This window comes from Chelativorans sp. YIM 93263, assembly GCF_028767125.1.
Taxonomy (GTDB): Bacteria; Pseudomonadota; Alphaproteobacteria; order Rhizobiales; family Rhizobiaceae; genus Chelativorans.
Map to the genome: position 1 here is coordinate 443,027 of NZ_JAKCWP010000003.1, position 25,154 is coordinate 468,180.

The window sequence follows — 25,154 nt, forward strand, 5'->3', positions numbered from 1 at the left end:
CGCTGTTAGCCGCCGAAGAGATCGGCGAAGTTGCGCTTGTTTTCTTCGTCGGCTTCTAGCATCGCGGCGGGGTCGGCCTCGAGAATGGAGAGTGAGGAGACCTGCGGATAGCCGGCCGGGGGCTCGACGCCGTCGTAGATCGGGAAGTAACCTTGAGCAACCGACTGCTCCTGGGCGGTCTCGGAAAGCTGCCAGTCGACAAACGCCTGGGCGGCTTCGAGGTTGTCGGTGCCTTCGATGATCGCGACTGGCTGGGTGATTGAGGTGACGCCTTCCTCGGGGAAGACGAAATCGACAGGCGAGCCCTCAGCCTTGGCGTTCAGGGCCATGTATTCGATGATGATCCCGTAGGGTTTTTCACCGCGCGCGACAGCTTCGATCACGCTGCCATTGCCCTGGCCGGCGACGGCACCGTTGTCGGCTAGGGTTTCATAGAAGTCCCAGCCGAGTTCGGGCTGTTGGACGATGGTGCCGACGTGAATTACCGCGGCGCCGGAGTAGAGCGGGCTGGGCATGATAAGGCCCGAAGCCACCTCAGAGTCGGTCAGATCGGCCCAGGACGTCGGGGCTTCTTCGACGAGATCGGTGTTGTAGACGATGCCGGTGGTAATGAGCTTCGTGCCGAAGAACGTCATGTCGGGATCGACGACGCTTGCGGGCAAGTTCTCGACCGGGGCATCCTCGTAGGCGTAGAGTTGGTCCTGGTTCTTGAGCTGGGTCATTGCGACGGCGTCGGCGATGAGCACGACGTCGGCCTGGACGTCACCAGCGGCAATTTCCGACTGCAGACGGGTCATCACTTCGGTGGTGCCGGAGCGAAACAACTCAACGGTCACGTCGGGATAGTCTTCGTTAAATGCAGCGATGACCGCTTCCATCTGCTCGGTCGGCTGGGAGGTATAGACCGTGATGGTGCCATCCTGGGCGATGGCGGGGGCGGCGCCCGCGAGAAGAACGGCGAGTGTGGTGAGGAAATGACGTTTCATGGCAATGGCCTTTCAAGGAGTGCGTTACCGTGACGGGCGACTCTCTATTGGGCGTCCGTTACAGTGCGGTGACAAAGTTCGAGGCGGGTTTGCCATTTTCCCCAAGCGATAGAGGAAGTGGGTGTTCGCCTCAATGCCGGGTGCCTACCCCGGTAGAACCCAGCCGCTCTTGATGCCAAAATCCACCCGGTCGCCCTCAGCGTAGGCGACCGGAGATGCGGCTTCAAGGCGGGTGCCGTTCAGGCTGTCGGGGGCGAGTTCCAGCGCGAACATGCCGCCGCGATATTCGACGGACATGACGGTTGCGGCGAATCCGGCGGTATCAGCGGGGGGGATTTCAATGTCGCCGGGACGCAAGCAGAGCGTGCGCTCACCCGTGCCCTCGGGCCCAGACAGTTCGATCAGCTTTTCCGATAGAAGCGCGCGCAGGCGCCCCTGCCCCAACGTTTCAGTGACCTCGACCGGCAGAAGCGCGCCCTTGCCGACGAAACGAGCAACTGTGGGATTGGCAGGTTGGCCATAGACATCCTGCGGGGTGCCCAGTTGCAATATGCGGCCTTCGTGCATGACCGCGACGCGGTCGGAGAGCGCCATGGCCTCGTGCTGATCGTGTGTGACGAAGACGAAAGTTGTGCCGGATTCTCTGTGGATACGCCGGAACTCCCTCTGCATGGTGCCGCGTAGATTGGCATCGAGGTTAGCCAGCGGCTCGTCGAGCAGGATAAGGCGCGGCTCCATGGCGAGGCAGCGTGCAAGTGCGGTGCGCTGGCGTTGGCCGCCGGAAAGCTGCGCGGGTTTCCGTGCCGCGAATTCGGCGAGGCCGACAGCTTCGAGCACTTCGGTGACGCGGTCCTCGAGCGCCTTGCCGCGCAATTTGGCGACGCGCAGCGCGAAGGCAACGTTTTCGAAGACCGTCATGTGTGGCCAGAGCGCGTAGGACTGAAAGACCATGCCGAGCTTGCGGTCTTCGGGCGGAACGAAGATCGATTGGGACGCGACCGTGTCCGAGCCGATGCGGATTTCACCGCTTGTTGGGCGCTCAAGCCCGGCGATCATGCGCAAAAGCGTAGTCTTACCGCAGCCGGACGGGCCGAGGAGCGCGAGGAATTCGCCGTCCTGGATGTGCAGGTCGACGTCGCGTACCACCGCCTTCTGATCGAAGCGCTTGGTGACGCCGCCAAGTTCGATGCCAGCCATTGCCCGCTCCTGATTTTGGATAAAGCGCTACCGAAGGTTTGCGACGGTTTAACGACAGGTGCCTTCTCACGCTGGCCGTCTCTAACACTGGTGCGCATGCTCCAACTGCGCGTCCTTGACATTGACGTGGATGGGCCGGTGCCGCTGTCGGAGGCGGTGCAACCCTGGGCGGATATGCAGGATCACACCTCGAAATCTCGACAGCAGCAAGGCAAACTGGAGTTGCGCCCCTCTCGTCCCGAACGAGGCGCGTATCTGTCCGCGTGAAGTTATCGGCATCCAGCCGTGGAACAAAGCCGCTGCCGAGGTGTTAGCGGGGCCGTAGATCCCACGGGAGGCTCTCATGTTGAAGCATTTGACTGGTTCCGCCGCGATTATCACACTTGCGCTGTCCGCTACGCCCGCCATGGCCCAGGATGCCGTGGAACTGACGGTCGGGGAGAGCGAGGAATACGGCAGCTATCTGGCTGACGGCGAAGGCCGCGCCCTCTATCTCTTTACGACCGACACGCAGGGAACGGGCGATAGCGACGCCCAGGTCTCGTGCGAAGGCGAATGCCTGGACGCATGGCCGCCCGTCTATAGCGAAGGCGAGCCCCAGGCTGGCGATCAGGTCGACGCCGAAATGATCGGCACCCTCGATCACGAAGGGCAGATGATGGTCACCTATAATGGCTGGCCGCTTTATTATTTCTCCCAGGACGAAGGCTCGGACGAGCCGACCGGCCACGAGATCGAAAGCTTCGGCGGCGAGTGGTATCTCGTCTCACCCGCAGGCGAGCAGATCGAAGGCGAGGAGTAATTCTTTCCGAGGCAGCGTCCGCGCGGCCGCTGTCGGCTACGTCATATCAAAATTCACCGCCGAAACCATGATCATCTCGACCTTCATGTCGGGGCTGGCGAGCCGTGCCTCAAAGCACGCACGCGCCGGTGGATCCACGTCCTTGACCCACTCGTCCCAAACCTCGTTCACGGAATCGTAGTCGACCATGTCCGCGAGGATGATGGCCGTGAAAGCCAGCCGGTCCTTGCCGCTGCCGATCTCGGCGAGCCGTGCGTCCGCCTTTGCCAGAAGCTGGCGGGTCTGTTCGGCGGTGCTCAGGCTTCCGTCATAGGGCGCTTGCGGCGTTACGGCAAAATAGCCCGTCCCGTTGAGGGCGGTTGCGAGGCTGGCGCGCTTACCGACTCCGAACCGCTCGAAAAAGCTTTCGGTCATGGTTTTTATCCTTCTTTCGCGACGCGGCTACTGTTCAATGACGAATACAGATTCCGGCAGCCAGCTTATGCAGCATTCGTCACCTTCCTCCAGAATGATGACATCCCGCCCCAGGACGCGCGCGCGCATGTTGAGATCACCGACGCGGCCCATGACGAGAGCGTTGTCGCCGTAGTTAACGATGGTATCCACCTGCATGCGGGCGTTTTTTCGCCCGTCCACCGGCTCGCGCGAGAGCCTGATGTGCTCGGGACGGATGAGAAGCGTCACGTCCTGGCCGTCCGCCGCGCCGTTTGCCTTAACTTCGCAGTTGCCAAGAACCGGACTATCCGCCTTACCCGCGGCGGCATCCGTGATCCGCGCGGGGATGAGATTGCTCTCGCCGACGAATCCCGCGACGAACCGCGTCTTCGGGCGGTGATATACATCGAGCGGCGAGGCCGCCTGCTGGATTCGGCCTTGTTCGAACACCACGATCCTGTCGGACATCGACATGGCCTCGGATTGGTCGTGCGTGACGAACACAGTGGTCACGCCCAGCCTGCGCTGAATGCGCTTGATCTCGATCTGCATCTGCTCGCGCAGGTTCTTGTCGAGCGCGCCCAGCGGCTCGTCCAGAAGCAGGAGCGAAGGCTCGAAAACGAGCGCGCGGGCAAGAGCCACACGCTGCTGCTGGCCGCCCGAAAGCTCCTTCGGATAACGGTCACCGAAGCCTTTCAACCCGACGAGGTCGAGCATCTCGGCGGCCTTTTCCAGCCCCTCGCCCCGGCCGTAGCCGCGCATCTGGAGCGGGAAATAGACGTTATCCGCCGCCGTCTTGTGCGGGAACAAGGCATAATTCTGAAAGACGATGCCGATGTTGCGCTGATAGGGCGCCAGGCCGGACAGGGACTGTCCCTGCACCAGAACATCCCCGCTCGTCGCCTTCTCGAAGCCGGCGATGATCATCAGGGTCGTCGTCTTGCCCGAGCCACTGGGGCCGAGAAAGGTGACGAACTCCCCCTTCTCCACCGCGAGACTGACCTCATGGAGAGCGGTGAAATCCCCGAACCTCTTCGTGATGTTTTTGATTTCAAGATAGCTGTTCATGGTGAAATCCCGTTACTGGCTACCGAGGATAGCTGCCGGCGGTGTTTTGGAACGCAGGCGCTTGCGAATGCTCTTCCAGCCCGCCGGTGCGACCAGAGCCAAGATTACGACGGCGAAGAGAAGGGTGGAGATCACGGCGATCACCGGATCGGCTTCCTGGCGGATGCTGTCGAACATCTTGCGCGGCAGGGTTTCGGCGTTCCGGCCCGAGATAAAGATCGCGACCACCGTCTCGTCGAAGGACTGGATGAACGCAAAGAGCGCGCTGATCATGATACCCGGTCGCAGAATCGGCAGCGTCACGTGCATGAACGTACGCACGGGGCTGGCCCCGAGGCTCTGCGCCGCACGCTCCAACGTCCGGTCGAAGCCCTTCAGATTGGCCGAGAGCACCAGAAACGCGATCGGCACCGCAAGGCAGGTATGGGCAAGGATAACGCCGAAATGCGTGTGCACCAGGCGCAGATCGCCGAGGAACGAATAATACCCCACCGCCATGACGATGTGCGGCACGGCCAGCGGCATCATCATCATCAGATCGGCGACGCTCTTGCCGTAGAAGCGGTAGCGCACCAGCGCGAAAGTTGCCGGCACGACGAGGATCATGGTCAGCACCATGGTCGCCGCCGCGATGATGATGCTGTTCCAGGTAGGTCTCAGCCAGCCCCAGTCGTTGAAGAAAGCGTAATAGTAGCCGAGCCAGTATCCGGGCGGCGGGAATTGAAGCGAACGCGCGTCGGAGAATGACATCGGGACCACAATGACCAACGGTGCCGCGATGAAGATCACGACGAGGACGCCCAGAATGCGCATGAGACGGTTCATGTCACCCCCACAGCTTGTCGAGGCCGAAACGGCGGTGATAGACGGCCAGAATGGCCAGTGTGATGACCAGCAGGATGATCGCCATCGCCGACCCCATGCCGAAGGCCAGGAACTCCTCGATCTGCGTGCCGATGAGACCTGCCACCATTTGCTCGCGTGGGCTGCCCAGCAGCACGGGTGTGACGTAGAAGCCGATGCAGATGACGAAGACCAGCACACAGCCATTGGCAATCCCGGGTGCGGTGAGCGGCAGGTACACGTGACGGAACAATGACCACCCCCGTGCGCCAAGGCTTTCGGCCGAGCGGATAAGCACGGGATCGATCTTCTGCATTACCGTGTAGATGTTCATGATCATGTACGGGGCCAGGATGTGCACCATGGCCAGCGTCGACGAAAAGCGCGTGAAGAGAAGCTGCGGCGCAGGGTCGACGCCGATGGCGGCCAGGAAGGCGACGACTGGCCCGTTATTGCCAAGCAGCACCATCCAGGCATAGGTGCGCACCAGGAAGCTCGTCCAGAAGCTCATGGTCACGAGCAGCAGGATGAGCATCGCCGTGCGCCGCGTCACATGATTCATCAGATACGCGAGCGGATAGCCCACGAGCAGGCACGAGAGGGTCACCAGACCGGCCGTCATAAACGTGTTCATGAAGACCTGCTGATAAAGCTTGCCGGTCAGCACCCGCTCATAATTGGCGAACGACAGTGAGGGTTCGGTAAAGCTCATCACCGCAACGTCGAAGAGCGGCACGGCGAAGAAGACGGCCAAATAGAGGGCCAGCGGCGTCAAAAGCAGCCACGGCCACAAATTCGGCTTGTCAGCCAATCTGGAGATTGTCGCTCCCACTGCTGCTCCTCTTCTTATTCGTTATCGATTCTTGGCGGCGCCGCCGCGAAGCACGTACCATGGGTATTCGCGGCGGCGTTTTGCGCGATCGGATGCAGCACCCGATCGTGTCATTCAGGTGGCAAGCCACTCTTCGAAGCGTTGAGAAATTTCCGACGGATCGGCGCCGAGATTGGCGATATCCTGCTCAAAGCATTTCGCATAGTTCTCCGGTGAGGTCGGCATGCGCTCGGCGTCTTCCTCCGGGATGTATTCATTGGCGGCCGGATTGAGCGGCCCGTAGTTCGCCTGCATCACAAATCCAGCCAGCGGCTCGGGGCTCGTGGCGAACTTGATCAACTCTCTGGCGATCTCGGCGTTCGGCGTGTCCTTCGCCACGACCCAATAGGCGCGGTCGATTTCGCCTTCGTTCCAGGTCATCTCAAGCGGCGCGCCCGTGTCCTGCGCCTCGAAGAAGCGGCTGTGCCAAATGCCGATGAGGTCCACTTCGCCGTCCCGCAGGATCTGCGCCGACTGCGCACCGGCGGTCCACCAGACGATGATGTTATCCTTGATACGGTCGAGCGATGCGAAGGCCCGATCGATATCGAGCGGGTAGAGCTCGTCTTCCGGTACACCATCGGCCAGGAGCGCGATCGGCAGAATGCGCGCGGGATAACGCTGTAGCGAACGCGGTCCGGGGAAACGTTCCACGTCCCAGAATTCCGCCCAGTTCTTGGGGCCGCCATCGGGGAACTTGTCGGTCCTGTGGCCGATCACGGTTGCAAAGGCATGTGAGGCGACGCCGTTCTGGAACAGGGCGCCCTCATAAGGCGCTTCGTTCCAGGTCTCGATAATACCGGCTTCGTTGGCCCGGACGAGTTCGCTACCGCCAAGCGTGGTGATGTCGAATTCATAGGTGCCCGTGCGTACCTGCTGGGCCAGTTTTGCGAAGGAGACCGGCGAGACCGTCCTGATCTCGACACCCGTCTCGGCGGTGAAGGGATCGAAGAGATTCGCGCGTGCGGCCTCCTCCCAGGGCCCGCCCCAGGTGTTGATGTAAAGGACGTTTTCCTGGGCCCGCGCAATATAGGGTGCGGCGAGTGTCGTGGTGAGCGCGGCACCGGATGCCTTCAGAAATGTTCGGCGGTTTGGCGCGAGCAGGCCGAAGGGCCGCTTGTTGAATGCCGTCATTGTGCGTTCTCCTCTTAGGTTCTTCTGAAAGTCGCTTCGTAGAGGCGAAGCCAGTTTCCGTGGGTTATCTTTGCGACCTCTTCTTCCGAGAAGCCCACTGTGCGGAGGCCGTTTGGTATGACGTTCATGTCCTCGACGGACTGGAACCAATCCGGCGGAGGAGCCTTGCCCGGACGGGCTGCCGACCCCGCGCCATAGTCGATACCGCGGGTCCAGCGGCCCTGACGCATCCAGGCGTAATCCGGTGCGGTGAAGTTGTGGCTGCGGTCCGTGCCAATGGCGACGGAGTCGATGCCAGCAATTTCTACTGTCTGAGCCACCATGCCGCACCACGCCTCGATGGACTTGCAGTAATCGTCGCCGGTGATGTTGCGGTAGGCCGCGCAGCCGATGACACCGCCGGTCTGGCTCAATGCCTTCAGCACGTCGTCGGACTTATTGCGCTTGTGGTCGAACAGCGAGCGGGCATTGGCATGTGTCACCGCGATCGGCTTACCCGAGGCCTCAATGGCGTCGAGCGTCGTGCGGTCGCCCACATGGCTGCAGTCGACCAGCATCCCGGCCGCGTTCATCTCGCGGACCACTTCCTTGCCGAAGCGGGCAAGGCCGGAATCTTCCGCCTCGTAACAGCTTCCGCCGAGCTCGTTCTGGTTGTTATAGGTGAGTTGAACGACGCGCACGCCCAGTTCGGCAAACAGCTCGACGAAGCGGATGCGCCCCTCGAAGAGATTGGCGTTCTGGAAACCCAGAATAACAGCCACCTTGCCGGATTCGCCGATCCGCTTGACCGCGTCGGCTGTGGTCCCGATCTCCGCGATATCGGAATTCTCGCGCACAAGGTCGCGCCAGCGGCCGAGGGAATCGAGGGACTCGACCGTGCCTTCCCAGAAGCCGCAGGTGACCACCACGCCACCGACGCCGGCCTTCTGAAGCGATGCGAAGGCTTCACGGTCGAAATGGCCGCACTGCAATCCGTCAATAATCATGTGTCTGCGCCCTGTTTCTGGACCCCGCTGCGGGCGGAGGTCAGGAAAGAGATGTCCGTCTCGTCGTCATTGTCCTTGCGGCCGATCACCGTGCCGTCGTCGTTCACGATCAACGGGCCGGCATGGCGGCGGGAAACGACGCTGTCCGGGGTTAACGCCTTCTGCGCCAGGCGATAGATGCGCCACCACAGATCCGGCTCGATCTGCGCACCGTCCTGCAAAAGGGCCCAAAGAAGCGGCTCGTCCTTGCGGAGATCACCGGTTGCGGTAATCGCGGAAGCGGTGAGCTGCGCTTCCTCCCCGCCTGTAAAAAGCACCGCCAGCCCACTGCGGGAACCGAGCGCCACTGCGATCTGCAGCTCTGCGGGATAAAGCGTGTTGACGACCGTAACGCGAGCGGAGCCGGAACGCTGAACCAGTTCGCCCATCAGGTCGACAAGCGTCAACGCGACAAACCAGGCATGTTGGCCGCCGCCGTCGAGGCACAGCTCTCCATCACCTTCCGATGCGATCCGGATTCGTGACAGATCGGCGTCCTTCAGCGACTCGACCCGGTCCTCCAGATGCGCAAATCCGCCAAGCCCGAGCTTCTCCGAGATCATCACCACATCTTGCGCGGCCGGGACGAACCCCTTCGGCAGGTTGGTGAGCGAGAAGATGCGTTCCGTCATCATGCGCATCTCGCGCGGCATGATGCGCAGCATGGCCTCTTCCCCTGCCCCGCTCATTGGCGCGGCTCCGCCGGATAGGCCCAGGGTCCTCCATGGCCGGCGCGGATGTCCGCCGGGGTCGGCGCACCGTGATAGAGAACACCGCGCAGGTTCCGGCGCAGGAAATCGCGAGTCTTGTCAATGCCGTGGATGCCGACATTCATAAGACGAACGAGATGAATAGGAATGAATTCCTCCGCATTAATGTTTGCCATGGGTGTGTGATATTCGTAGTCACGCAATGCCTGAATGCGGGCGACCATGTGACGGTGGCCGGGATGCTTGAGCAGAAAGCGCGCCATCGTCAGGTCCGGCGGTTCCGCGCGCAAATCGGCATCGAGGCGCTGGATCTCGCCACAGATGTCGAGGCCGAGGTCGAGCGCTTCAGGCACTTCCTCGCGCGCGCCGCGGCGCGGCTCCTCGGCCGACTCGGACTTGTACCAGACATACTTATATGCGTCGGGGTCGGACATATCCGTGTCCAAGGCCCACCGGTATTGCTCCTGGATTAAATCGATCAGCTCCGCCGCAGTTTCAGCCGGCGCGACGGTCATCTCGTCCGGACCTTCGATCTTCGCCGACAGCGCATCCGCCTCCTCGGGTACCAACTCAATGAGCAGGGACAGAAAGGTCTCGAAGGATTCGGGGTGGAGCGCCGTCTTGAAGTGCCGAGCAAGCGCATCCAGCGGGAATTCCCTGCGCTCGCCGCCGACCAGCCCGGTCTCTTTCAGTTCGGCCAGTGCGGCCGCGATCTTCTCCAGATCGTCGGCTACATCCGCGCTGGAGGCGAAGGTCTCGTAAACCATCCTGTCTTCGCGCCGAAAGGTCATGGCGCGGCGCACCAGCATTAAAAGCTCATCGATCTTCGCGTCGCCCTTTTCGAGCTTGAGCCCCCTCGCCCGCGCAATCGCTTCCTCGCGCGCGGCGATAAAGCGGCTGATGAGGCGCGGGTGCTTCTGAACAAAGAATATGAGGCCGAGAGCGGACCCGTTACCGACTCCGAGAAAACGGCGGATCGCCGGATCCAGCGGAACGGCCTCGTCCGATTTCAGCCTCGCCAGGTGCTCCACCAGGTCGCAGGAAAACTCGCGCATCAGATAGGCGGTGAGAAGCTGGGCCTGCAGGGGTCCGCCGAGCGCATGGTCCCGCCCAAGCGAGGGGAAGGAGCGCGTGCCGAAAGTGCCGTTGCCGTCGAGGCCGGTGTTGCGCATCAGGTAGCAGACCTGAGCAAGCTCATCGACGGAGGGTTGGCGCCCTGCAGCCAGAGCCTCCAGCGTGCTGTCGAACACCCGCATCGACCGGTTTGAGCGGCACCAGACAAGCGCGTTCGTCGTCGCCCGGCCACGATAGAGCTTCGGGATTTCCTGCCGTGCGGACTCGATGCCCGCTTCCGTCGCCGGGCCTTCGTTCAGCGTGCCCATCATGTCCCAGGCCTGGCCGATAATGCGGCCGGTGCGCGCTTTTCGGCTCGGCGGGCGGGAGAACGCAATGAAGCTGAATTCCTGCCCCGGCGCCTTGATGGAATAGACCACGGTGCCGGAAGCACTTTCGTCGATGTCGAAACGCTCAATGGAGATATCCCAGCGCTCGCGCAACATCCTGTTCATCAATGCGCGCGTGACGCTGACCCGGCTCGGCTGGATCGCGGACAATCTTTCCGGCCGCATCACATCGTGACCAGACCGCGGCCGCGGCATCTCCGTCGACAGGCCATCCATCTATCGCGCCCCCTGCTGCAATTCGCTTATTTTTCTGGCTGCCTGGAGAAGCAGTCCCTTCACCGCTTCCAGATTGAAGCGCGTTTCCGGCATGACGAGAGAAAGCGTGGCACTGCACTTGCCATGGACATCGAAGACGGGTGCCGCGACCGCGCGGACGCCAACCTGGCTGTAGCCACTCGACAAGGCATACCCGTCGGCGCGCGCGGCGGCGAGGATCTCTTCCGAGGCCAGTTCCTCTTTCCCTTCCTTCAGCCGGCGCAGCGTCGCCTCGTCCGCAAACGCCGCGAGAATGCGCCCCGAGGCGGAGCCTTCGAGCGACATTGTCGTGCCGATCTTCTGCTCCGCGCGCAGAACACTGTCGGACTCCACGCGCGAGACGATGCAGGGAACGCCCCGATCCAGCACGGCGAGCGACGCCGTTTCCTTCGTCTCGTGCACCAGTCCTTCGAGGATCGGCTGAACGCGGGTGCCGAGATCGGCCTGCTCCAGGGCCGCGGCGGCCAGCCGGGACACATGCATGGAAAGGCGATAGCGGGACTGCTCATCCTGCTCGACCCAGCCGGCCTCCACCAGCGTCAGCAAGCGCTGATAGGCGGTCGGGCGGGAAAGCCCCATTGCCGCGGCGACCTCGGGTAAGCGCATCGGCCGCGAGCTGGAGCCCAGCGTATCGAGGACCGCGAGAGTTTTCAGAGCCGTCGACAGTGGACGGACGCCCCCGCCTTCGCCCTGTATTCTATTTGAATATATCGTATCCATTTCGGATACATGATTACAAAATGATCCGGCGAGTCAACCGCCATGCTCAAAATTTTTTACATTTCGATGTGATCAAGCGGCGCTTTCGACGTGGAAATCTGGGTGGCAAAGCCTTGGCGGGCTAGGGAGATACCGGCTGACGTGCTAGATCAGTTAGAGCGCTAAAAATGTTGTCCAGAGGCCCATGTCCGAGACAGAAATCCCTTTGAACTCCGCCGAGTCGCGAGACGCGCAATTCGACATCGGCGCGCGGCTGCGCACACTCAGGGCCGCCGCCGCGCTTTCCCAACGTCAGGTGGCCGAGCGGGCCGGCGTTCCGCACGCGCAGATTTCCAACGTCGAGAAAAACAAGATCAGCCCGTCCATCTCCACCCTGCGAAAGATCCTGAGCGGACTCGGCGTGGGCATGGCCGACTTCTTCGAGCCCGAACGCGAGGCGCCCCCCGGACCCTTTTTCAAGCCGGAGGATCTGATCGATCTGACGTCCAAAGTGGCGATGAACGCCATTGGCGACGGCCCCGGTCGCATCGCGCTGCGCCAGATCGGCAATGCGCGCGAGCACAACCTGCAAATCCTGCACGAGGTCTACGAGCCGAACGCCGACACTGGCGAGACGCCGCTCCAACATGGCTCCAGCGAAGGCGGATTCGTGGTGGAAGGGGAACTCGAAGTCACAGTTGGGGACAATGTGCGCGTGCTCAAGGCCGGCGAAGCCTACCTTTTCGACAGCCGCACGCCGCACCGCTTTCGCAACGTATCGTCCCGCCGCACCGTTGTAATCTCGGCCTGCACACCACCCTATCTTTGAGTGTAGTCATTGATCAATATAATGAGCAATGCTACAGCCCCGTCCGATCCGGGGCAGCGCATTGCTCGTCACCGCCCAATCTGACATACGTCGCGGGCATTCACGGCGGCCACCAAACTGGAAAGACGCCGCCAGCAAGGAGAATGAGAAATGGCGCAGAATTCGAACTATCCCGACACGCAGCTCTTCATTGACGGCGAATGGCGCCCCGGCGCCGAGGGCAAGACCATCGACGTGGTCGACCCGGCGACGGAAGAGGTCATCGGAACTGTCGCTCATGCCACGAAAACGGATCTGGACGCCGCTCTCGCGGCGGTCGAGCGCGGATTCAAGACCTGGAGCGCGGTTTCCGCATTCGAACGCGCCAAACTGATGCGCAAGGCAGCCAACCTGCTGCGCGAGCGTAGCGACCGCATCGCCGAAATCATGACCTTTGAGCAAGGCAAGCCCCTCGCCGAAGCCAAGGGCGAAGTGATGGCTGGCGCCGACGTCATCGACTGGTTCGCTGAAGAAGCGCGCCGCACCTACGGCCAGGTGATCCCCGCCCGCGCGCCGGGCGTTATGCAGATGACGGTCAAGCTGCCGGTCGGCCCCGTGGCGGCCTTCACGCCGTGGAACTTTCCAATCAACCAGGTGGTCCGCAAGCTTTCAGGCGCGGTTGCCGCCGGCTGCTCGATCATCGTGAAAGCGCCTGAAGAGACGCCAGCCTCCCCGGCCGAGCTGGTACGGGCCTTTGTGGATGCCGGGATTCCGGCCGGCGTGGTCAATCTCGTCTATGGCGTGCCTGCCGAGATTTCCGAGTATCTCATCCCGCACCCGGTGATCCGCAAGATCTCATTCACCGGCTCCACCGCGATCGGCAAGCATCTCGCCGCTCTCGCGGGCACCCACATGAAACGCGCGACGATGGAACTCGGCGGCCATGCGCCGGCCATCATCTTCGAGGACGCCAATCTCGACAAGGCGGTCAAGGTGCTCGCCGCGGCCAAGTACCGCAACGCCGGACAGGTCTGCGTCTCGCCCACACGCTTCCTCGTGCAGGACCGGGTTTACGACCAGGTAGTCGATGCCTTTACGGATGCGGCCAAGGCGATCAAAGTCGGCAATGGCCGCGAGGAAGACACGAAGATGGGGCCGCTCGCCAATGAGCGCCGCATCCCGGCACTGGAGAGCCTCATTCAGGATGCCGTCGACAACGGCGCAGAGCTGAAAACCGGCGGCCGGCGCATCGGCAACAAGGGCAACTTCTTCGAGCCGACAGTGCTCTCCAACGTGCCGAAGGAGGCGCGCATCATGAACGAAGAGCCGTTCGGACCGGTGGCCGTGTTCAACCCGTTCTCCACTGTCGACGAAGTCATCGAGGAATCCAACCGCCTGCCCTACGGCCTCGCCTCCTACGCCTTCACTGGATCGACCGAAACCGCCCAGCAGCTGGGGACTCGGATCGAGGCCGGCATGACGACCATCAATCACAATGGCCTGGCTCTGCCTGAGGTGCCGTTCGGCGGGGTGAGGGACTCCGGCTACGGCACGGAAGGCGGCTCGGAGGCTATCGACGCCTATCTCGTCACCAAGCTTGTGACCCAAGCCAGCGCCTGACGGGAACCAAGAAGAGAGGGAAGCGAATGAACGGGGCCGACCGCCTGTGTGATGTGCTGCTGGAAAACGGGATTGACGTCTGCTTCGCCAATCCCGGCACGTCGGAGATGCATTTCGTGGCGGCGCTCGACCGCAAGCCGCGGATGCGCTGTGTGCTCGGCCTCTTCGAAGGCGTGGTGACCGCAGCCGCCGACGGCTATGCGCGCATGGCGGACAAGCCGGCCGCGACCCTGCTTCACCTCGGCCCCGGTCTCGCCAACGGTCTGGCAAACCTGCACAACGCCCGGCGTGCGCGCACGCCGATCGTCAATGTGGTCGGCGACCACGCGACATATCACCTGAAATATGACGCGCCGCTGACGAGCGATATCGAAAGCCTCGCCCGCCCCATGTCGCAATGGGTCGGGCGCGCTTCGAATTCAAGCGACATCCGTGCGAAGGCGGAGGAAGCCTATGTGGCCGCGCTCAGCCATCCCGGCATTTCCACGTTGATCCTGCCGGCCGACGCCGCGTGGGGTGAAGTCGCGCCGGAAAAGCTGACGCCGGCCGAAGTTCCGGACCGCCCCGCTATCGACCCCGATACTCTAGAAAAGGCCGTGGTCGCACTGCGCAGTGGCCGGAAGACCGCGGTCTTCCTCGGCGGGCGCGCCGTGCGCGCCGATGCGCTGGAGGTCGCCGGACGGATCGCGGCAGGAACGGATGCGACCCTGTTCAGTGAGCGGCCGGCGCGCTCCGAGCGGGGCGCGGGACGTGTTGCCGTGCGGCCTGTGCCCTACAATATCGATCTTGCAGTCGAAGCCTTGAAGGAGTTCGAGGTGGCGATCTGCATCGGCGGGCGGACGCCCGTCGGCTTTTTCGCTTATCCGGACAAACCCGGCTTCCTACTTCCCGAAGGCTGTGAGGTCATCGAGCTTGCCGGTGTCGAGCACGACCTGCATGGCGTTCTGGATGCGCTGGCGAGCGAATTGGGACCGGACCACCTCGCAGCCCCGACACGCGGTCAGTATACCGCGCCGGAATTGCCCGCCCCCACCGGCGAACTGACACCGGATGCGATCTCGGTCGCGGTGGCCCGTCTTCTTCCCGAAGGCGCGATCATCTGCGACGAGTCCATCACCTCCTCTGGCCGTTTCCCGGAACTCGCCCCCACCATGGCGCCGCACGACCACCTGCCGATCACCGGTGGCGCCATCGGCATCGGCATTCCCCTGTCCGTGGGTGCCGCGGTTGGCGCTCCCGGCCGCAAGATCGTGACGCTCCAGGCTGATGGCAGCGGCATGTACACGCTCCAGGGCCTGTGGACCCAGGCCAGGGAAAATCTCGACGTGCTGACGATCGTCTTTTCCAACCGGGGCTATTCGATCCTCAAAGGCGAAATGCGCAACGTCGGGGTGAATACGTTCGGGCAGAACGCCCGGCGCATGCTGGATATCGACGATCCGACGCTGGACTGGTGTTCGCTGGCACGCGGCATGGGCGTCGAGGCCGGCCGCGCGGAGACGGCCGAGGCGTTTACCAGGCTGCTCGAGGCCGGCCTGTCGCGCCAGGGGCCATTCCTGATCGAAGCGGTCATCTGAACCACCTGTAAAAACCAGCTCAAGATCTCGCAGCGCATCTCACGATGCGCTGTTGACTTTCTATGCGTGCTTGTGAACGATACTTCTAGTATTTTGCGTATTTTATAAGAATACATCAATATATACTAAATAAATATTATTCTAATTGAATATATTCTAATTGCATCCAAGAAAAGAGTATCTCTTCAGAGAGGGCGAAAAAGCGGAGGAATGATATGTTGTTCGATATAAAGCCCGGGATTTCGCGCAGGCGTTTTCTTACAATTACGGGAGGCGCGGTCGCTGCATCGTTGGCAGCTCCTGCTGTTTTACGCGCGCAGACACGCACTATTTCGGTCAATTCCTGGGGTGGTCCCTGGCTCGAAAACGCCAGGAAATACCTCTTCAATCCTTTCACGGAAGCCACCGGGATCGAGATCCAGACAGTTTCGCCGGTTTCCTTTGCCAAGCTTGCGGCGCAGGTGCGCACCGGCACCTACGAATTCGACGTCACGACTCTCGGCGGAGCCGAGCTCGTGCGCGCAAACAAGGCGGGCATCATCGAGAGCTGGGACGTGGCGCCCTATCCTGGCGGCTTGTTTCAGAATGGAGTCGGATCACACGCCTTTTCTACGGTTATGGCGTGGCGTGAAGACAAGTTCGGTGAGGGACCGAAAGACTGGAAGGATTTCTGGGACGTGGAGCGCTTCCCTGGAACGCGCTCCCTTCAGCGATACGCTTCGCGCGTCCTACCCATTGCGCTTTTGGCGGATGGTGTCGATCCGGACGAGCTTTATCCGCTCGACATCGATCGCGCCTTTGCGTCCCTCGACCGGATAAAGGACCACATTCTTGTGTGGTGGACGGCGGGCGAACAATCGTCCCAGCTACTTCGCGACGGCGAAATCGATATGATCGGCATCTGGCAGACCCGTTTCTTTGCCGTCCAGGATTCTGGCGCTCCGGTGGCGATGACCTGGAACCAGGCGGAACTGGACAAAGCGTATTGGGTCGTGGCGAAGGACACCCCCGCTGTAGGAGCCGCCAAGGAATTCGTGGCGTTCGCAACGTCACCCGAGCCGCTGGCCGGCTTCACGGCGGCCCAGATGGACGGTCCGCTAAACCCGGCGGCAATGGACCTCGTTCCGCCGGAAGAAGCCAAGCTGATGCCCACCCACCCGGATCATGCTGACAAGGTCTTCGAACAGGACATGATGAACTTCGGCGGCGACCCTGCAGAAGTGACGATGCGCTTCGAAGAATGGCTGATGACCTGATTAGCACCGCGTGCGGGAGCACCGTTCCCGCACGCTTGCCGAGCGATGAACGGACAGCTATAGGCTCATAAGACGATCTCTTTGTGCTGTTCATCCAGCTTCGGAAATCCGGAATCCAATCTCATGAGCCTAGCCAACGGGCGAAACTATCTCGCCATTCCCGGTCCGTCAGTCATTCCCGATCGCGTGCTTGCGGCAATGCAGCGGCCGGCGCCCAACATCTATCACGGCGAGATTATAGAGACGACGCGCTCGATCCTCGACGATCTGCGCCGGGTCGCTCGGACGTCGGGCAATGTCGCCATATACATCTCCAACGGTCACGGCACCTGGGAAGCGGCGATTACCAACATGTGTTCGCGCGGAGACAAGGTGCTGGTAGCGATGACCCAGCATTTCGGCCGCGGCTGGGCCGAATGGGCGAGCGCCATGGGCCTTGAAGTCGAAACAATCGATTTCGGCAGATCGAGCGCCATCGATCCGGCGCGTATCGAGGAGGCGCTGACGGCGGACCGGTCGCACAGTATCCGTGCCGTGCTGATGACCCATGTCGACACGGCCTCGACAGTGCGCAATGACATCAAATCCGTCCGTGCCGCGCTCGACGCCGCCGGGCATCCCGCCCTGCTCGCCGTGGATGCCATCGCCTCGCTCGCTTGCGAAGAGCTTCACTTCGACGACTGGGGCATCGACGTCATGGTCGGCGCAAGCCAAAAGGGGCTGATGGTGCCACCGGGGCTGGGCTTTATCTGGTTTTCCGAAAAAGCCGCCGCCGCGTCAAACGAGGCGGACATGTCCACCCCCTATTGGGATTGGACGTCGCGCACCACGAGCACAGAATATTACCGCTACTTCGCCGGCACCGCACCGACCCATCATCTCTTCGGCCTGCGCGAGTCGCTCACCATGATTCTCGAGGAAGAAGGGCTCGAGACCATCTGGCGGCGGCACCGCGCGCTTGCCCGCGCGGTATGGGCTGCTTTCGAGGCTTGGGGAAAGGATGGTGAAATCGCACTGAATGTCAGCGACGCCGATGTGCGCGCCCATGCGGTTACCGGCGCGCGGGTGGGCGGCGGCGGCGCTTCCCGGCTGCGGCAATGGCTTGAAGAAAACGCCGGCGTGACGCTCGGCATCGGTCTCGGCATGGCTCCGCCCACGGAACCGGCTTATCACGACTACCTGCGCGTGGCGCATATGGGGCACGTCAACGCCCATATGACGCTCGGCGCGCTGGCCGCGATGGAAGCGGGCATGCAGGCGCTCGACATCCCGCATGGCAGCGGCGCAGTCGAAGCCGCCGCCGGCGTGGTGGCCCGCGAGGTGGAAGCGTTCCGCGTCGGACGATAATCCGGGTGCTGGCTCCCCCTCGGCGTCATCACGCTCTGCCGAATGGCTAGCCCCTGCCCACCAGCGGCATCTTGGTCGCCATGACCGTCATGTTCAGCACATTCGCGTCCAGCGGTAGGCTCGCCATATAAACCACCGCTCTCGCGACCTCGCTCACCGGGATGGTCGGCTCGCTAGCGATCTCGCCATTGGGCTGAAGCACACCCTCGCTCATGCGCGCGGTCATCTCCGTCGCCGCGTTGCCGATGTCGATCTGGCCGCATGCGATGTCGAAGGACCGACCGTCCAACGCTGTTGATTTCGTCAAGCCGGTAATGGCGTGTTTGGTCGCGGTATACGGAGCCGAGTGCGGCCGCGGCGCCGTTGCGGAAATCGAGCCGTTGTTGATGATCCGGCCTCCACGCGGCTCCTGCTTCTTCATCAGGCGTACGGCCTGCTGGGTGCAGAGGAAGGCGCCGGTCAGGTTGACGCTTACGACGGCGCTCCACTGGTCGAAGGTAAGGTCCTCCATCGGAACGGCCGGCGCGCCAATCCCCGCATTGTTCACCAGCAGGTCGAGTCGCCCGAAGGTGCTCTCTATCTCACCGAACAACGCCTCGACCGAGCTCGGCTCGCCGACATTGACGGGTATCGCCATGAAATGTCCGCCGATGTTCGCTTCCATCTCCCGAACTGCCGCATCCAGGACGTCCGCACGCCGGCCGCAAATGACGACCTTATAGGCTTCCGCGCCCAAGGCTTCGGCTATCCCGCGCCCCAGGCCGGTGCCGCCGCCGGTCACAAGTGCCACGTTGCCAGCTTTATCCGCCATATGCCTCCTCCCATGTTCTTTCCCGCGCGAGCGTCGCACGGTGTCGTTCGCGTCGAGGTGAAGCCCGTTATAGAGTGCGTGCGCCCTGCTAGCCAACGGATTCCGGTGGGCTACACGTGGTCCAAACCGATGTCGAGGATGGGCGCGCTGTGGGTGAGCCAGCCTATGGAGATCAGGTCCACGCCGGTGGCGGCGATTTCCGGTGCGGTCTCCGGCGTCACCCGGCCCGAGGCTTCCGTGATCGCGCGGCCATCCACCAGGCCGACAGCCCGCTTCAGCGTTTCATTGGACATATTGTCGAGCAGAACGGCATCGACTCCGGTCGCCAGAGCCTCCTCGAGCTGGTCGAGCGTATCCACCTCGACCTCGATCTTCACCATGTGCCCGCAATGGGCCCGCGCCCGCTCGATCGCCGGGCGAATGCCGCCGGCCATAGCGATATGGTTGTCCTTAATGAGCACCGCGTCATCGAGGCCGAAACGGTGGTTCGCGCCGCCGCCCGCCCGCACGGCATATTTTTCGACCGCGCGCAAGCCGGGCGTGGTCTTGCGCGTGCAAACGATCTGCGCCTCATGATCGCGCACCGCGTCGACCACGGTGCGGGTCACCGAGGCAATACCGCTCAGATGGCACAGGAAATTGAGGGCGGTGCGCTCCGCCGTCAGAAGGCCGCGCGCTGGGCCCGTCACAGAGGCGATCAAATCACCGGCGGCGATCTGCTGACCCTCCGCCCGCTCGACCTTCAATTTCACGGAGGGATCGATCAGGCGAAATGCGAGCGCAGCGAGATCCAGCCCCGCAACCACGCCCGGCTGGCGGGCGCGCAAATGCATCGAGTCTTGAAGCTCCGCGGGAACAATGGCGTCGGTGGTGATGTCCCCGGCGCGGCCCAGATCCTCCAAAAGCGCATTGCGCACAAGAGGTTCGAGCATGATCTTGGGAAGAGGAGTCAGAGACATTCTACGCGCTCCGAGCCAGCGGCATGGAGTTGCAAGCCAGCTCGCGTGCCTCTTCCATGGCGTCCCGAAGGGTCAGAAGCGCACGGCTCGTCGTGGCGCGCTTTTCCGGGTAGTCGAGACGATGGTGCGCGCCGCGGCTTTCGGTGCGCCGCAGTGCGGCCACCGCGATCAGGAGCGCCAGGGCAGCGGGATCGGCGTCTGCGCTTTCCTCTTCGGCCAAGGGCAACAGCGTCTCGATTCCGTAGCACAACCCTTCGCCAGAACGAACGACACCAAGAGACTGCGAAACGATCGGGCGAATGGCGGCGAGGTCAGGCGGCAATGGCACGTCTATCGGAGGCGGCCGGCGAACGGTTCCTGCCGGCGTGTCGACCACGCTCTCCGCGATCTTTCGCGCAAAAACCGCTGCCTCGATCAGGGAATTGCTGGCAAGCCGATTGGCGCCGTGAAGTCCCGTGGAGGCCGTCTCGCCGCAGGCCCAAAGACCCGCCACCGTGCTGCGCCCCTGCCCATCCACGGCGATGCCGCCCATGTGGTAGTGCTCGGCAGGACGTATCGGAATGGGCTCGCACACAGGATCGATGCCTGCTTCGTGACAGAAGCCATTGATGGCAGGAAAACGCTCCGGGAAACCCGATCCGATCGCCTTTCGCGCATCGAGAAACACCCGGTGGCCTTTGCGCATATGCGCGGCCACGCCGCGCGTGACCACATCGCGAGGGGCGAGCTCCGCGCCCGGCGTATCCCCCAGGAAGCGCCGACCGGTCTCATCGATCAGCACCGCGCCCTCGCCGCGCACGGCCTCGCTGACGAGCCGCATCGGCCGGCCGGCACCGTCCAGCGCCGTGGGATGAAACTGGATGAATTCGAGATCGACCAGCGCTGCGCCAGCACGAGCGGCCATCAAAAGCCCCTGCCCCCAGCAGCCGATAGGATTGGTGGTGTCTTCGAATAAGCCACCGATGCCGCCCGTGGCCATCACCACGCGGTTCGTGGGAAAAGTGATTGGCCCATTGCCCGACTGCGCCAGCACACCGCAAACAATACCGTCCGCCAGCAGAAGCCGACGCGCCTCCACGTGCTCGAAAACGGTGATGGAGGGCGTCTTGCGCACGGCCTCGGCCAATGCGCGCATGATCTCACGCCCCGTTCCGTCACCGCTGGCATGGACAATGCGCTTGCGGCTGTGCGCGGCTTCAAGACCGAGGCTCAGAGTGCCGTCCGAGCCTCGGTCGAAACAAACGCCGAAGCGCTCCAGCGTTGCGATGGCGTCCGGCGCGGCCTCGGTGACCTGCCGCACGATTTGCGGGTCGCACAGGCCGGCGCCGGCCGTCATGGTGTCGGCCATGTGCAGGGCCGGGCTGTCATCGTCGGCAATGCTCGCCGCCAAACCGCCCTGGGCAAGCTCGCTCGAAGAAACAGCGCCCAGCGGTGCCCTGGTGAGCAACACGACGGGGTCCGGCGACAGATGCAGTGCCGTCAGCAGTCCCGCGATTCCACCGCCGATGATGACCGGCTGCCCGGCCAGATGCCGGGTCGTCATACGGCCAGCATCCGCTCGACGGCAACGCGAGCCCGGTCTGCCGTTGCCGGATCGAGGATCACCTCATAGCGATCCTGCTCCAGCGCGTCGCGGATATTGGACAGCGTGATGCGCTTCATATGCGGGCAGAGATTACAAGGGCGCATAAACTCCACCTCGGGATGCGCGGCGGCGATATTGTCGCTCATGGAGCACTCGGTCAACAACACCACACGGCCCGGCGCCTTCGTCTCCACGAAATTGGACATGGCGGCGGTGGAGCCGGAGAAATCCGCCTCGGCCACGACATCCGGCGGACACTCGGGATGGGCCAGTACCGTCACGCCGGAGTGTGCCTCGCGCAACTCACGGATATCGTCCGCGGTGAACAGCTCGTGTACTTCGCAATGGCCTTTCCAGGCGATGATCTCGACATCGGTCTCCTTGGCGATGTTCTGCGCCAGGTATTCGTCTGGGATCATGATGACGCGCGGCACGCCGAGCGATTCCACCACGGCGCGGGCATTGCCCGATGTGCAGCAGATGTCGGATTCGGCCTTCACCGCTGCCGAGGTGTTCACGTAAGTGACGATCGGCACGCCGGGATAGCGCTCGCGCATGAGCCGGACATCCGCCGGTGTGATGGACTCGGCCAGCGAACAGCCCGCCCGCGTATCCGGAATGAGCACGGTCTTTTCCGGGTTCAGCAGCTTGGCCGTCTCGGCCATGAAGTGAACACCGGCGAGCACGATGGTACCTGCCTCCACCTCCATAGCCTTGCGAGCAAGCGCCAGGCTGTCGCCAACGATATCGGCCACGCAATGGAAGATTTCCGGTGTCTGGTAATTGTGCGCCAGTATGACGGCGTCGCGCTTTTCCTTCAGCTCCAGAATGGACTCGATATCGCTTGTGAAGGCCGGCCATTCGATAGGCGGGATAACGTTGCGCACCCTGTCGTAAAGTGAATTCAGCTGTGCGGGTGTGTCTAGCATTGGCCGCTCTCCTTATACTCAGCTCGAGTATAAGTAAGGATATGCTTGAGATGAGCATAAGTCAAGAGCGCATGACTGGCAGGCGTGTCCCCATCAAGGTGCGCTGGATATGCACCGCTGGACGGAAACGGAAGAGCTTTGCCGGGCGTCCGCCGGTGTCCGAGGCCATTTCCCCCGTCTCCTCGATCAATTCCTGCTGTTCGATCAGGCGGCGGAAGTTCTGCTTGTGGGCCAGCCGGCCGGAGAGCGCCTCGACAGTCTGCTGCAATTGCAGGAGGGTAAAAACCGGCGGCATCAGTTCAAACACCATGGGGCGATATTTGATCTTAGTGCGCAGCCGGGCGATCGCCGTCGCCAGAATGCGGCGGTGATCGGCAAACATCGCCACACCGGGAATCTCTTTTCTCGGACAGTCTGCCGCTTTGCGCCTGCGCCGGGCCTCTGCAACCAGACCTGCTTCGTAGAGAAGCTCGTAACGCTGCAACGCCAGTTCCTCGTTCCAACGCTCTCCATCGAAGCCAAAGACGCTGGCCATGCGCCGCCGACGCTCGTCCCGGAGTTGCCGGTCGGAAGCACTTTCGGCCCACTCGTCGAGAAGCGGCTGGATCACCTCTTCCAGCAGCGGGGGCGTGCCGTCGCGATGATCCTCCCAGGGGAAATAGTCGTACCAGCCGACCCAGTGGGGCGCGGAGGCAGCGTGCGGCTCCTCCGCCCGGGTCAGCCCGAGATAGCTGATTGAAATGGCGCGCCCGGCCTCATTGTCGATCCGGTCACGGTCGGCAAAAGTGTAGAGCTGCTCGATATAACCGAGCGGATGGCCCGTCTGCTGCTCGACCCATGCACGCAGCCCTGCCTGGAGCGAGCGATGCTCGAATTCGAAAGGCCCGGACGGCAGCATGTCTCCCTGGCGAATCGTCAGCACTGAAGGGGCCCCCGCTATAACGGACACCAGAACGGCAATCAGATCTACCTGAACGTCATGAGACTTGCGTGACTTCCGGGTGTCGTCCATCGGCTGTGCGCACCTGCTTGTTTTGCTCCTCGCTTATGCACAAAACAGTGGCCTTGTGCCACCGTGGGATGATCGTAGGTGCAATCTTCGGCGCATCCCGATACCGCCGAGGCCGCTCGGACGCGCGCAGCTCGCGCATAGATTTGCGCTTGCATTTTCGCCATTGCTTGTTCAACATCGGTATACATCTAGTATTCCATAGGGAGGACGCAATGGGTTCCACATCGAGCCTGCAGGACATTATCGAGGAAAACGGCAATATCGTTCGGGTGCTCCGGAATTCCAGAATCGGGATGTATGTATACCCGGTCGTCGCGCCGGAGTTTTCCAACTGGCGGGACGAACAGCGCGCGTGGCGCGACTCCGCCGTATTGTTCGACCAGACGCATCACATGGACGAGCTGATCGTCGAGGGTCCGGACGCCGCAGCGTTCCTAGACCATATCGGCATCAACAGTTTTTCCAATTTCGACCTGAACCGGGCGAAGCATTTCGTCCCGGTGACGCCGGCAGGTCATGTCATCGGCGACATGATCACCTTCCGCGAGCGCGAAGACAAATTCATTCTTGTCGGTCGCGCCCCGACGGCAAACTGGGTAAAATTCCAGCAGGCGATCAGCACATTCAAGGTGCGCCTGACCCACGATCCGCGCTCCGACAGCCGCCCCGACGGCAAGGCGATTTACCGCACTCATTACCGTTTCCAGATCCAGGGCCCCGACGCCAACAAGATTTTCGAGAAGATCAATGGCGGGCCGGTCCCGGAGGTGAAATTCTTCCATGTCGATTGGATCAATGTCGGCAGCAAGCGCGTGCAGGCGCTGCGACACGGCATGGCCGGCGCGCCGGGCCTGGAGATCTGGGGCCCGTATGCCGATAAGCACTATATCCAGTCGACGATCCTCCAGGCGGCGAAGGATGTCGGGGTCGACCTGCGTCAGGTCGGTGCGCGCGCCTACTCCACCAACACGCTGGAATCGGGCTGGATCCCCTCGCCTCTGCCGGCCATCTACACCGGCGACGGCATGATGAAGGATTACCGCGAGTGGCTCGGGCCCGACAGCTACGAGGCCATGGGCTCGCTCGGCGGCAGCTATGTCAGCGACAATATTGAGGACTATTACGTCAATCCGTTCGAGCTGGGCTATGGCTTCTACATCGGATGGAAGTCCGACTTCATTGGTAAGGATGCCCTGGCCGGGATGAAGCAGCAGAAGAACCGCAAGAAGGTCACCTTCGAGTGGAACCGCGAGGATCTGCTGAAAGTCATCGCTTCCGGGTTCGAGGATGGCACGCCCTATAAGTGGGTCGATTTCCCGCAGCCGAACTACGCCTCGACGAATGCCGATAAGGTGATGCACGGCGACAAGATGGTCGGCATGTCGATGTTCAACGGCTACTCCTTCAACGAGCGCTGCATGCTGTCGCTGGGCGTCGTCGATGCCGATGTTCAGGAAGGCGATGTGCTCACACTGATCTGGGGCGAGCCGGACGACACCCAGAAAACTTCGGCGGAAAAGCATAAGCAGGCCGAAATTCGCGTGCGGGTCGCGCCGACACCTTATGCCCGCGAGGCGCGCGAGAATTATGCGGAGAGCTGGCGGAACAAGAAAAGCGCCTGACATATCCGATGCCGGAGGGGTCGGCGCGTGTGCTGCCGACCCTTAGCAACCAGCAACTATAACCGGGAACCTAGCCGGGCTGCTCCGGAACACCTGTATTTCCGGGAAAATTTCGTTTGCCCAAATTTCATATGTAACAA

General features: G+C 62.3%; 23 protein-coding genes. 7 read left to right on the forward strand and 16 right to left on the reverse strand.

What is annotated here, in order from left to right:
- Positions 1-5 precede the first annotated feature (5 nt).
- Complete coding sequence (locus tag LY631_RS09225) at positions 6-986, reverse strand: ABC transporter substrate-binding protein (RefSeq protein WP_274424962.1); 981 nt, start codon at positions 984-986, stop codon at positions 6-8.
- 144 nt (positions 987-1,130) lie between these two features.
- Positions 1,131-2,183 (reverse strand): ABC transporter ATP-binding protein, encoded by a 1,053-nt coding sequence (locus tag LY631_RS09230; protein WP_274424963.1) that lies wholly within the window; start codon positions 2,181-2,183, stop codon positions 1,131-1,133.
- Positions 2,184-2,526: 343 nt separating this feature from the next.
- Between LY631_RS09230 and LY631_RS09235 the strand changes: the two genes are divergently transcribed.
- Positions 2,527-2,985, forward strand: coding sequence for a COG4315 family predicted lipoprotein (locus LY631_RS09235; RefSeq protein WP_274424964.1), 459 nt, complete (start codon positions 2,527-2,529; stop codon positions 2,983-2,985).
- Between the two features lie 36 nt (positions 2,986-3,021).
- On the opposite strand, the gene LY631_RS09240 is transcribed toward LY631_RS09235, so the two are convergent.
- The 9 genes from LY631_RS09240 to LY631_RS09280 form a co-directional block, all read right to left on the reverse strand.
- Complete coding sequence (locus LY631_RS09240) at positions 3,022-3,399, reverse strand: RidA family protein (RefSeq protein WP_274424965.1); 378 nt, start codon at positions 3,397-3,399, stop codon at positions 3,022-3,024.
- A 27-nt stretch (positions 3,400-3,426) separates the two neighbouring features.
- The gene (locus LY631_RS09245) at positions 3,427-4,488 is read right to left on the reverse strand and encodes an ABC transporter ATP-binding protein (protein ID WP_274424966.1); all 1,062 of its coding nucleotides are present in this window, start codon (positions 4,486-4,488) and stop codon (positions 3,427-3,429) included.
- Positions 4,489-4,500: 12 nt separating this feature from the next.
- The gene (locus LY631_RS09250; RefSeq protein ID WP_274424968.1) at positions 4,501-5,313 is read right to left on the reverse strand and encodes an ABC transporter permease; all 813 of its coding nucleotides are present in this window, start codon (positions 5,311-5,313) and stop codon (positions 4,501-4,503) included.
- A 1-nt stretch (position 5,314) separates the two neighbouring features.
- Positions 5,315-6,163: an ABC transporter permease gene (locus LY631_RS09255; RefSeq protein WP_274424969.1), complete on the reverse strand. Its 849-nt coding sequence runs from the start codon at positions 6,161-6,163 to the stop codon at positions 5,315-5,317.
- 114 nt (positions 6,164-6,277) lie between these two features.
- Positions 6,278-7,336: an ABC transporter substrate-binding protein gene (locus tag LY631_RS09260; RefSeq protein ID WP_274424971.1), complete on the reverse strand. Its 1,059-nt coding sequence runs from the start codon at positions 7,334-7,336 to the stop codon at positions 6,278-6,280.
- A 14-nt stretch (positions 7,337-7,350) separates the two neighbouring features.
- Positions 7,351-8,322 carry a dipeptidase gene (locus LY631_RS09265; protein ID WP_274424972.1) on the reverse strand — a complete coding sequence of 324 codons (972 nt, stop codon included), beginning with the start codon at positions 8,320-8,322 and terminating at the stop codon, positions 7,351-7,353.
- The gene (locus LY631_RS09270; RefSeq protein ID WP_274424974.1) at positions 8,319-9,050 is read right to left on the reverse strand and encodes a hypothetical protein; all 732 of its coding nucleotides are present in this window, start codon (positions 9,048-9,050) and stop codon (positions 8,319-8,321) included. Before LY631_RS09270 ends, LY631_RS09265 begins: the two co-directional genes overlap by 4 nt.
- Entirely contained in the window at positions 9,047-10,750 is a 1,704-nt protein-coding gene (locus LY631_RS09275) for a hypothetical protein (RefSeq protein ID WP_274424975.1), read from the reverse strand. Before LY631_RS09275 ends, LY631_RS09270 begins: the two co-directional genes overlap by 4 nt.
- Complete coding sequence (locus tag LY631_RS09280) at positions 10,751-11,509, reverse strand: IclR family transcriptional regulator (RefSeq protein WP_274424977.1); 759 nt, start codon at positions 11,507-11,509, stop codon at positions 10,751-10,753. It abuts the gene before it with no gap.
- A gap of 184 nt (positions 11,510-11,693) precedes the next feature.
- On the opposite strand from LY631_RS09280, the gene LY631_RS09285 reads away from it, so the two are divergent.
- From LY631_RS09285 to LY631_RS09305, 5 genes are all read left to right on the forward strand, one after another.
- A complete protein-coding gene (locus LY631_RS09285) occupies positions 11,694-12,317 on the forward strand; it encodes a cupin domain-containing protein (protein WP_274424978.1) in 624 nt (207 codons plus the stop codon).
- A gap of 150 nt (positions 12,318-12,467) precedes the next feature.
- A complete protein-coding gene (locus LY631_RS09290) occupies positions 12,468-13,916 on the forward strand; it encodes an NAD-dependent succinate-semialdehyde dehydrogenase (protein ID WP_274424979.1) in 1,449 nt (482 codons plus the stop codon).
- 26 nt (positions 13,917-13,942) lie between these two features.
- On the forward strand, positions 13,943-15,493 hold the full coding sequence (locus tag LY631_RS09295) for an acetolactate synthase large subunit (protein WP_274424981.1): 1,551 nt from the start codon (positions 13,943-13,945) through the stop codon (positions 15,491-15,493).
- A 215-nt stretch (positions 15,494-15,708) separates the two neighbouring features.
- Positions 15,709-16,749, forward strand: a complete 1,041-nt coding sequence (locus LY631_RS09300) for an ABC transporter substrate-binding protein (protein ID WP_274424982.1) — start codon at positions 15,709-15,711, stop codon at positions 16,747-16,749.
- A 123-nt stretch (positions 16,750-16,872) separates the two neighbouring features.
- The gene (locus LY631_RS09305; RefSeq protein ID WP_274424984.1) at positions 16,873-18,096 is read left to right on the forward strand and encodes a pyridoxal-phosphate-dependent aminotransferase family protein; all 1,224 of its coding nucleotides are present in this window, start codon (positions 16,873-16,875) and stop codon (positions 18,094-18,096) included.
- 46 nt (positions 18,097-18,142) lie between these two features.
- Here LY631_RS09305 and LY631_RS09310 read toward each other — a convergent pair whose 3' ends face one another.
- The 5 genes from LY631_RS09310 to LY631_RS09330 all read right to left on the reverse strand — a co-directional run bounded on the left by LY631_RS09310 (position 18,143) and on the right by LY631_RS09330 (position 23,392).
- Positions 18,143-18,907: an SDR family oxidoreductase gene (locus LY631_RS09310; RefSeq protein ID WP_274424985.1), complete on the reverse strand. Its 765-nt coding sequence runs from the start codon at positions 18,905-18,907 to the stop codon at positions 18,143-18,145.
- 110 nt (positions 18,908-19,017) lie between these two features.
- Positions 19,018-19,866: a carboxylating nicotinate-nucleotide diphosphorylase gene (gene nadC, locus LY631_RS09315; RefSeq protein WP_274424987.1), complete on the reverse strand. Its 849-nt coding sequence runs from the start codon at positions 19,864-19,866 to the stop codon at positions 19,018-19,020.
- A 1-nt stretch (position 19,867) separates the two neighbouring features.
- Positions 19,868-21,409 carry an L-aspartate oxidase gene (locus LY631_RS09320; RefSeq protein ID WP_274424988.1) on the reverse strand — a complete coding sequence of 514 codons (1,542 nt, stop codon included), beginning with the start codon at positions 21,407-21,409 and terminating at the stop codon, positions 19,868-19,870.
- Positions 21,406-22,380 carry a quinolinate synthase NadA gene (nadA, locus tag LY631_RS09325; RefSeq protein ID WP_274424989.1) on the reverse strand — a complete coding sequence of 325 codons (975 nt, stop codon included), beginning with the start codon at positions 22,378-22,380 and terminating at the stop codon, positions 21,406-21,408. Before nadA ends, LY631_RS09320 begins: the two co-directional genes overlap by 4 nt.
- A gap of 61 nt (positions 22,381-22,441) precedes the next feature.
- Positions 22,442-23,392 (reverse strand): NUDIX hydrolase, encoded by a 951-nt coding sequence (locus tag LY631_RS09330; protein ID WP_274424990.1) that lies wholly within the window; start codon positions 23,390-23,392, stop codon positions 22,442-22,444.
- Positions 23,393-23,604: 212 nt separating this feature from the next.
- Here LY631_RS09330 and ligM point away from each other — a divergent pair, with 212 nt between their 5' ends.
- Positions 23,605-25,014, forward strand: a complete 1,410-nt coding sequence (gene ligM / locus LY631_RS09335; RefSeq protein ID WP_274424991.1) for a vanillate/3-O-methylgallate O-demethylase — start codon at positions 23,605-23,607, stop codon at positions 25,012-25,014.
- Positions 25,015-25,154: the final 140 nt, after the last annotated feature.

Excerpts from the sequence above, each read along its gene's own strand:
- LY631_RS09225 (WP_274424962.1), bottom strand. The coding sequence starts at position 986 with ATGAAACGTCATTTCCTCACCACACTCGCCGTTCTTCTCGCGGGCGCC.
- LY631_RS09230 (WP_274424963.1), bottom strand. The coding sequence starts at position 2,183 with ATGGCTGGCATCGAACTTGGCGGCGTCACCAAGCGCTTCGATCAGAAG.
- LY631_RS09235 (WP_274424964.1), top strand. The coding sequence starts at position 2,527 with ATGTTGAAGCATTTGACTGGTTCCGCCGCGATTATCACACTTGCGCTG.
- LY631_RS09240 (WP_274424965.1), bottom strand. The coding sequence starts at position 3,399 with ATGACCGAAAGCTTTTTCGAGCGGTTCGGAGTCGGTAAGCGCGCCAGC.
- LY631_RS09245 (WP_274424966.1), bottom strand. The coding sequence starts at position 4,488 with ATGAACAGCTATCTTGAAATCAAAAACATCACGAAGAGGTTCGGGGAT.
- LY631_RS09250 (WP_274424968.1), bottom strand. The coding sequence starts at position 5,313 with ATGAACCGTCTCATGCGCATTCTGGGCGTCCTCGTCGTGATCTTCATC.
- LY631_RS09260 (WP_274424971.1), bottom strand. The coding sequence starts at position 7,336 with ATGACGGCATTCAACAAGCGGCCCTTCGGCCTGCTCGCGCCAAACCGC.
- LY631_RS09265 (WP_274424972.1), bottom strand. The coding sequence starts at position 8,322 with ATGATTATTGACGGATTGCAGTGCGGCCATTTCGACCGTGAAGCCTTC.
- LY631_RS09270 (WP_274424974.1), bottom strand. The coding sequence starts at position 9,050 with ATGAGCGGGGCAGGGGAAGAGGCCATGCTGCGCATCATGCCGCGCGAG.
- LY631_RS09275 (WP_274424975.1), bottom strand. The coding sequence starts at position 10,750 with ATGGATGGCCTGTCGACGGAGATGCCGCGGCCGCGGTCTGGTCACGAT.
- LY631_RS09280 (WP_274424977.1), bottom strand. The coding sequence starts at position 11,509 with ATGGATACGATATATTCAAATAGAATACAGGGCGAAGGCGGGGGCGTC.
- LY631_RS09285 (WP_274424978.1), top strand. The coding sequence starts at position 11,694 with ATGTCCGAGACAGAAATCCCTTTGAACTCCGCCGAGTCGCGAGACGCG.
- LY631_RS09290 (WP_274424979.1), top strand. The coding sequence starts at position 12,468 with ATGGCGCAGAATTCGAACTATCCCGACACGCAGCTCTTCATTGACGGC.
- LY631_RS09295 (WP_274424981.1), top strand. The coding sequence starts at position 13,943 with ATGAACGGGGCCGACCGCCTGTGTGATGTGCTGCTGGAAAACGGGATT.
- LY631_RS09300 (WP_274424982.1), top strand. The coding sequence starts at position 15,709 with ATGTTGTTCGATATAAAGCCCGGGATTTCGCGCAGGCGTTTTCTTACA.
- LY631_RS09305 (WP_274424984.1), top strand. The coding sequence starts at position 16,873 with ATGAGCCTAGCCAACGGGCGAAACTATCTCGCCATTCCCGGTCCGTCA.
- LY631_RS09310 (WP_274424985.1), bottom strand. The coding sequence starts at position 18,907 with ATGGCGGATAAAGCTGGCAACGTGGCACTTGTGACCGGCGGCGGCACC.
- nadC (WP_274424987.1), bottom strand. The coding sequence starts at position 19,866 with ATGTCTCTGACTCCTCTTCCCAAGATCATGCTCGAACCTCTTGTGCGC.
- LY631_RS09320 (WP_274424988.1), bottom strand. The coding sequence starts at position 21,409 with ATGACGACCCGGCATCTGGCCGGGCAGCCGGTCATCATCGGCGGTGGA.
- nadA (WP_274424989.1), bottom strand. The coding sequence starts at position 22,380 with ATGCTAGACACACCCGCACAGCTGAATTCACTTTACGACAGGGTGCGC.
- LY631_RS09330 (WP_274424990.1), bottom strand. The coding sequence starts at position 23,392 with ATGGACGACACCCGGAAGTCACGCAAGTCTCATGACGTTCAGGTAGAT.
- ligM (WP_274424991.1), top strand. The coding sequence starts at position 23,605 with ATGGGTTCCACATCGAGCCTGCAGGACATTATCGAGGAAAACGGCAAT.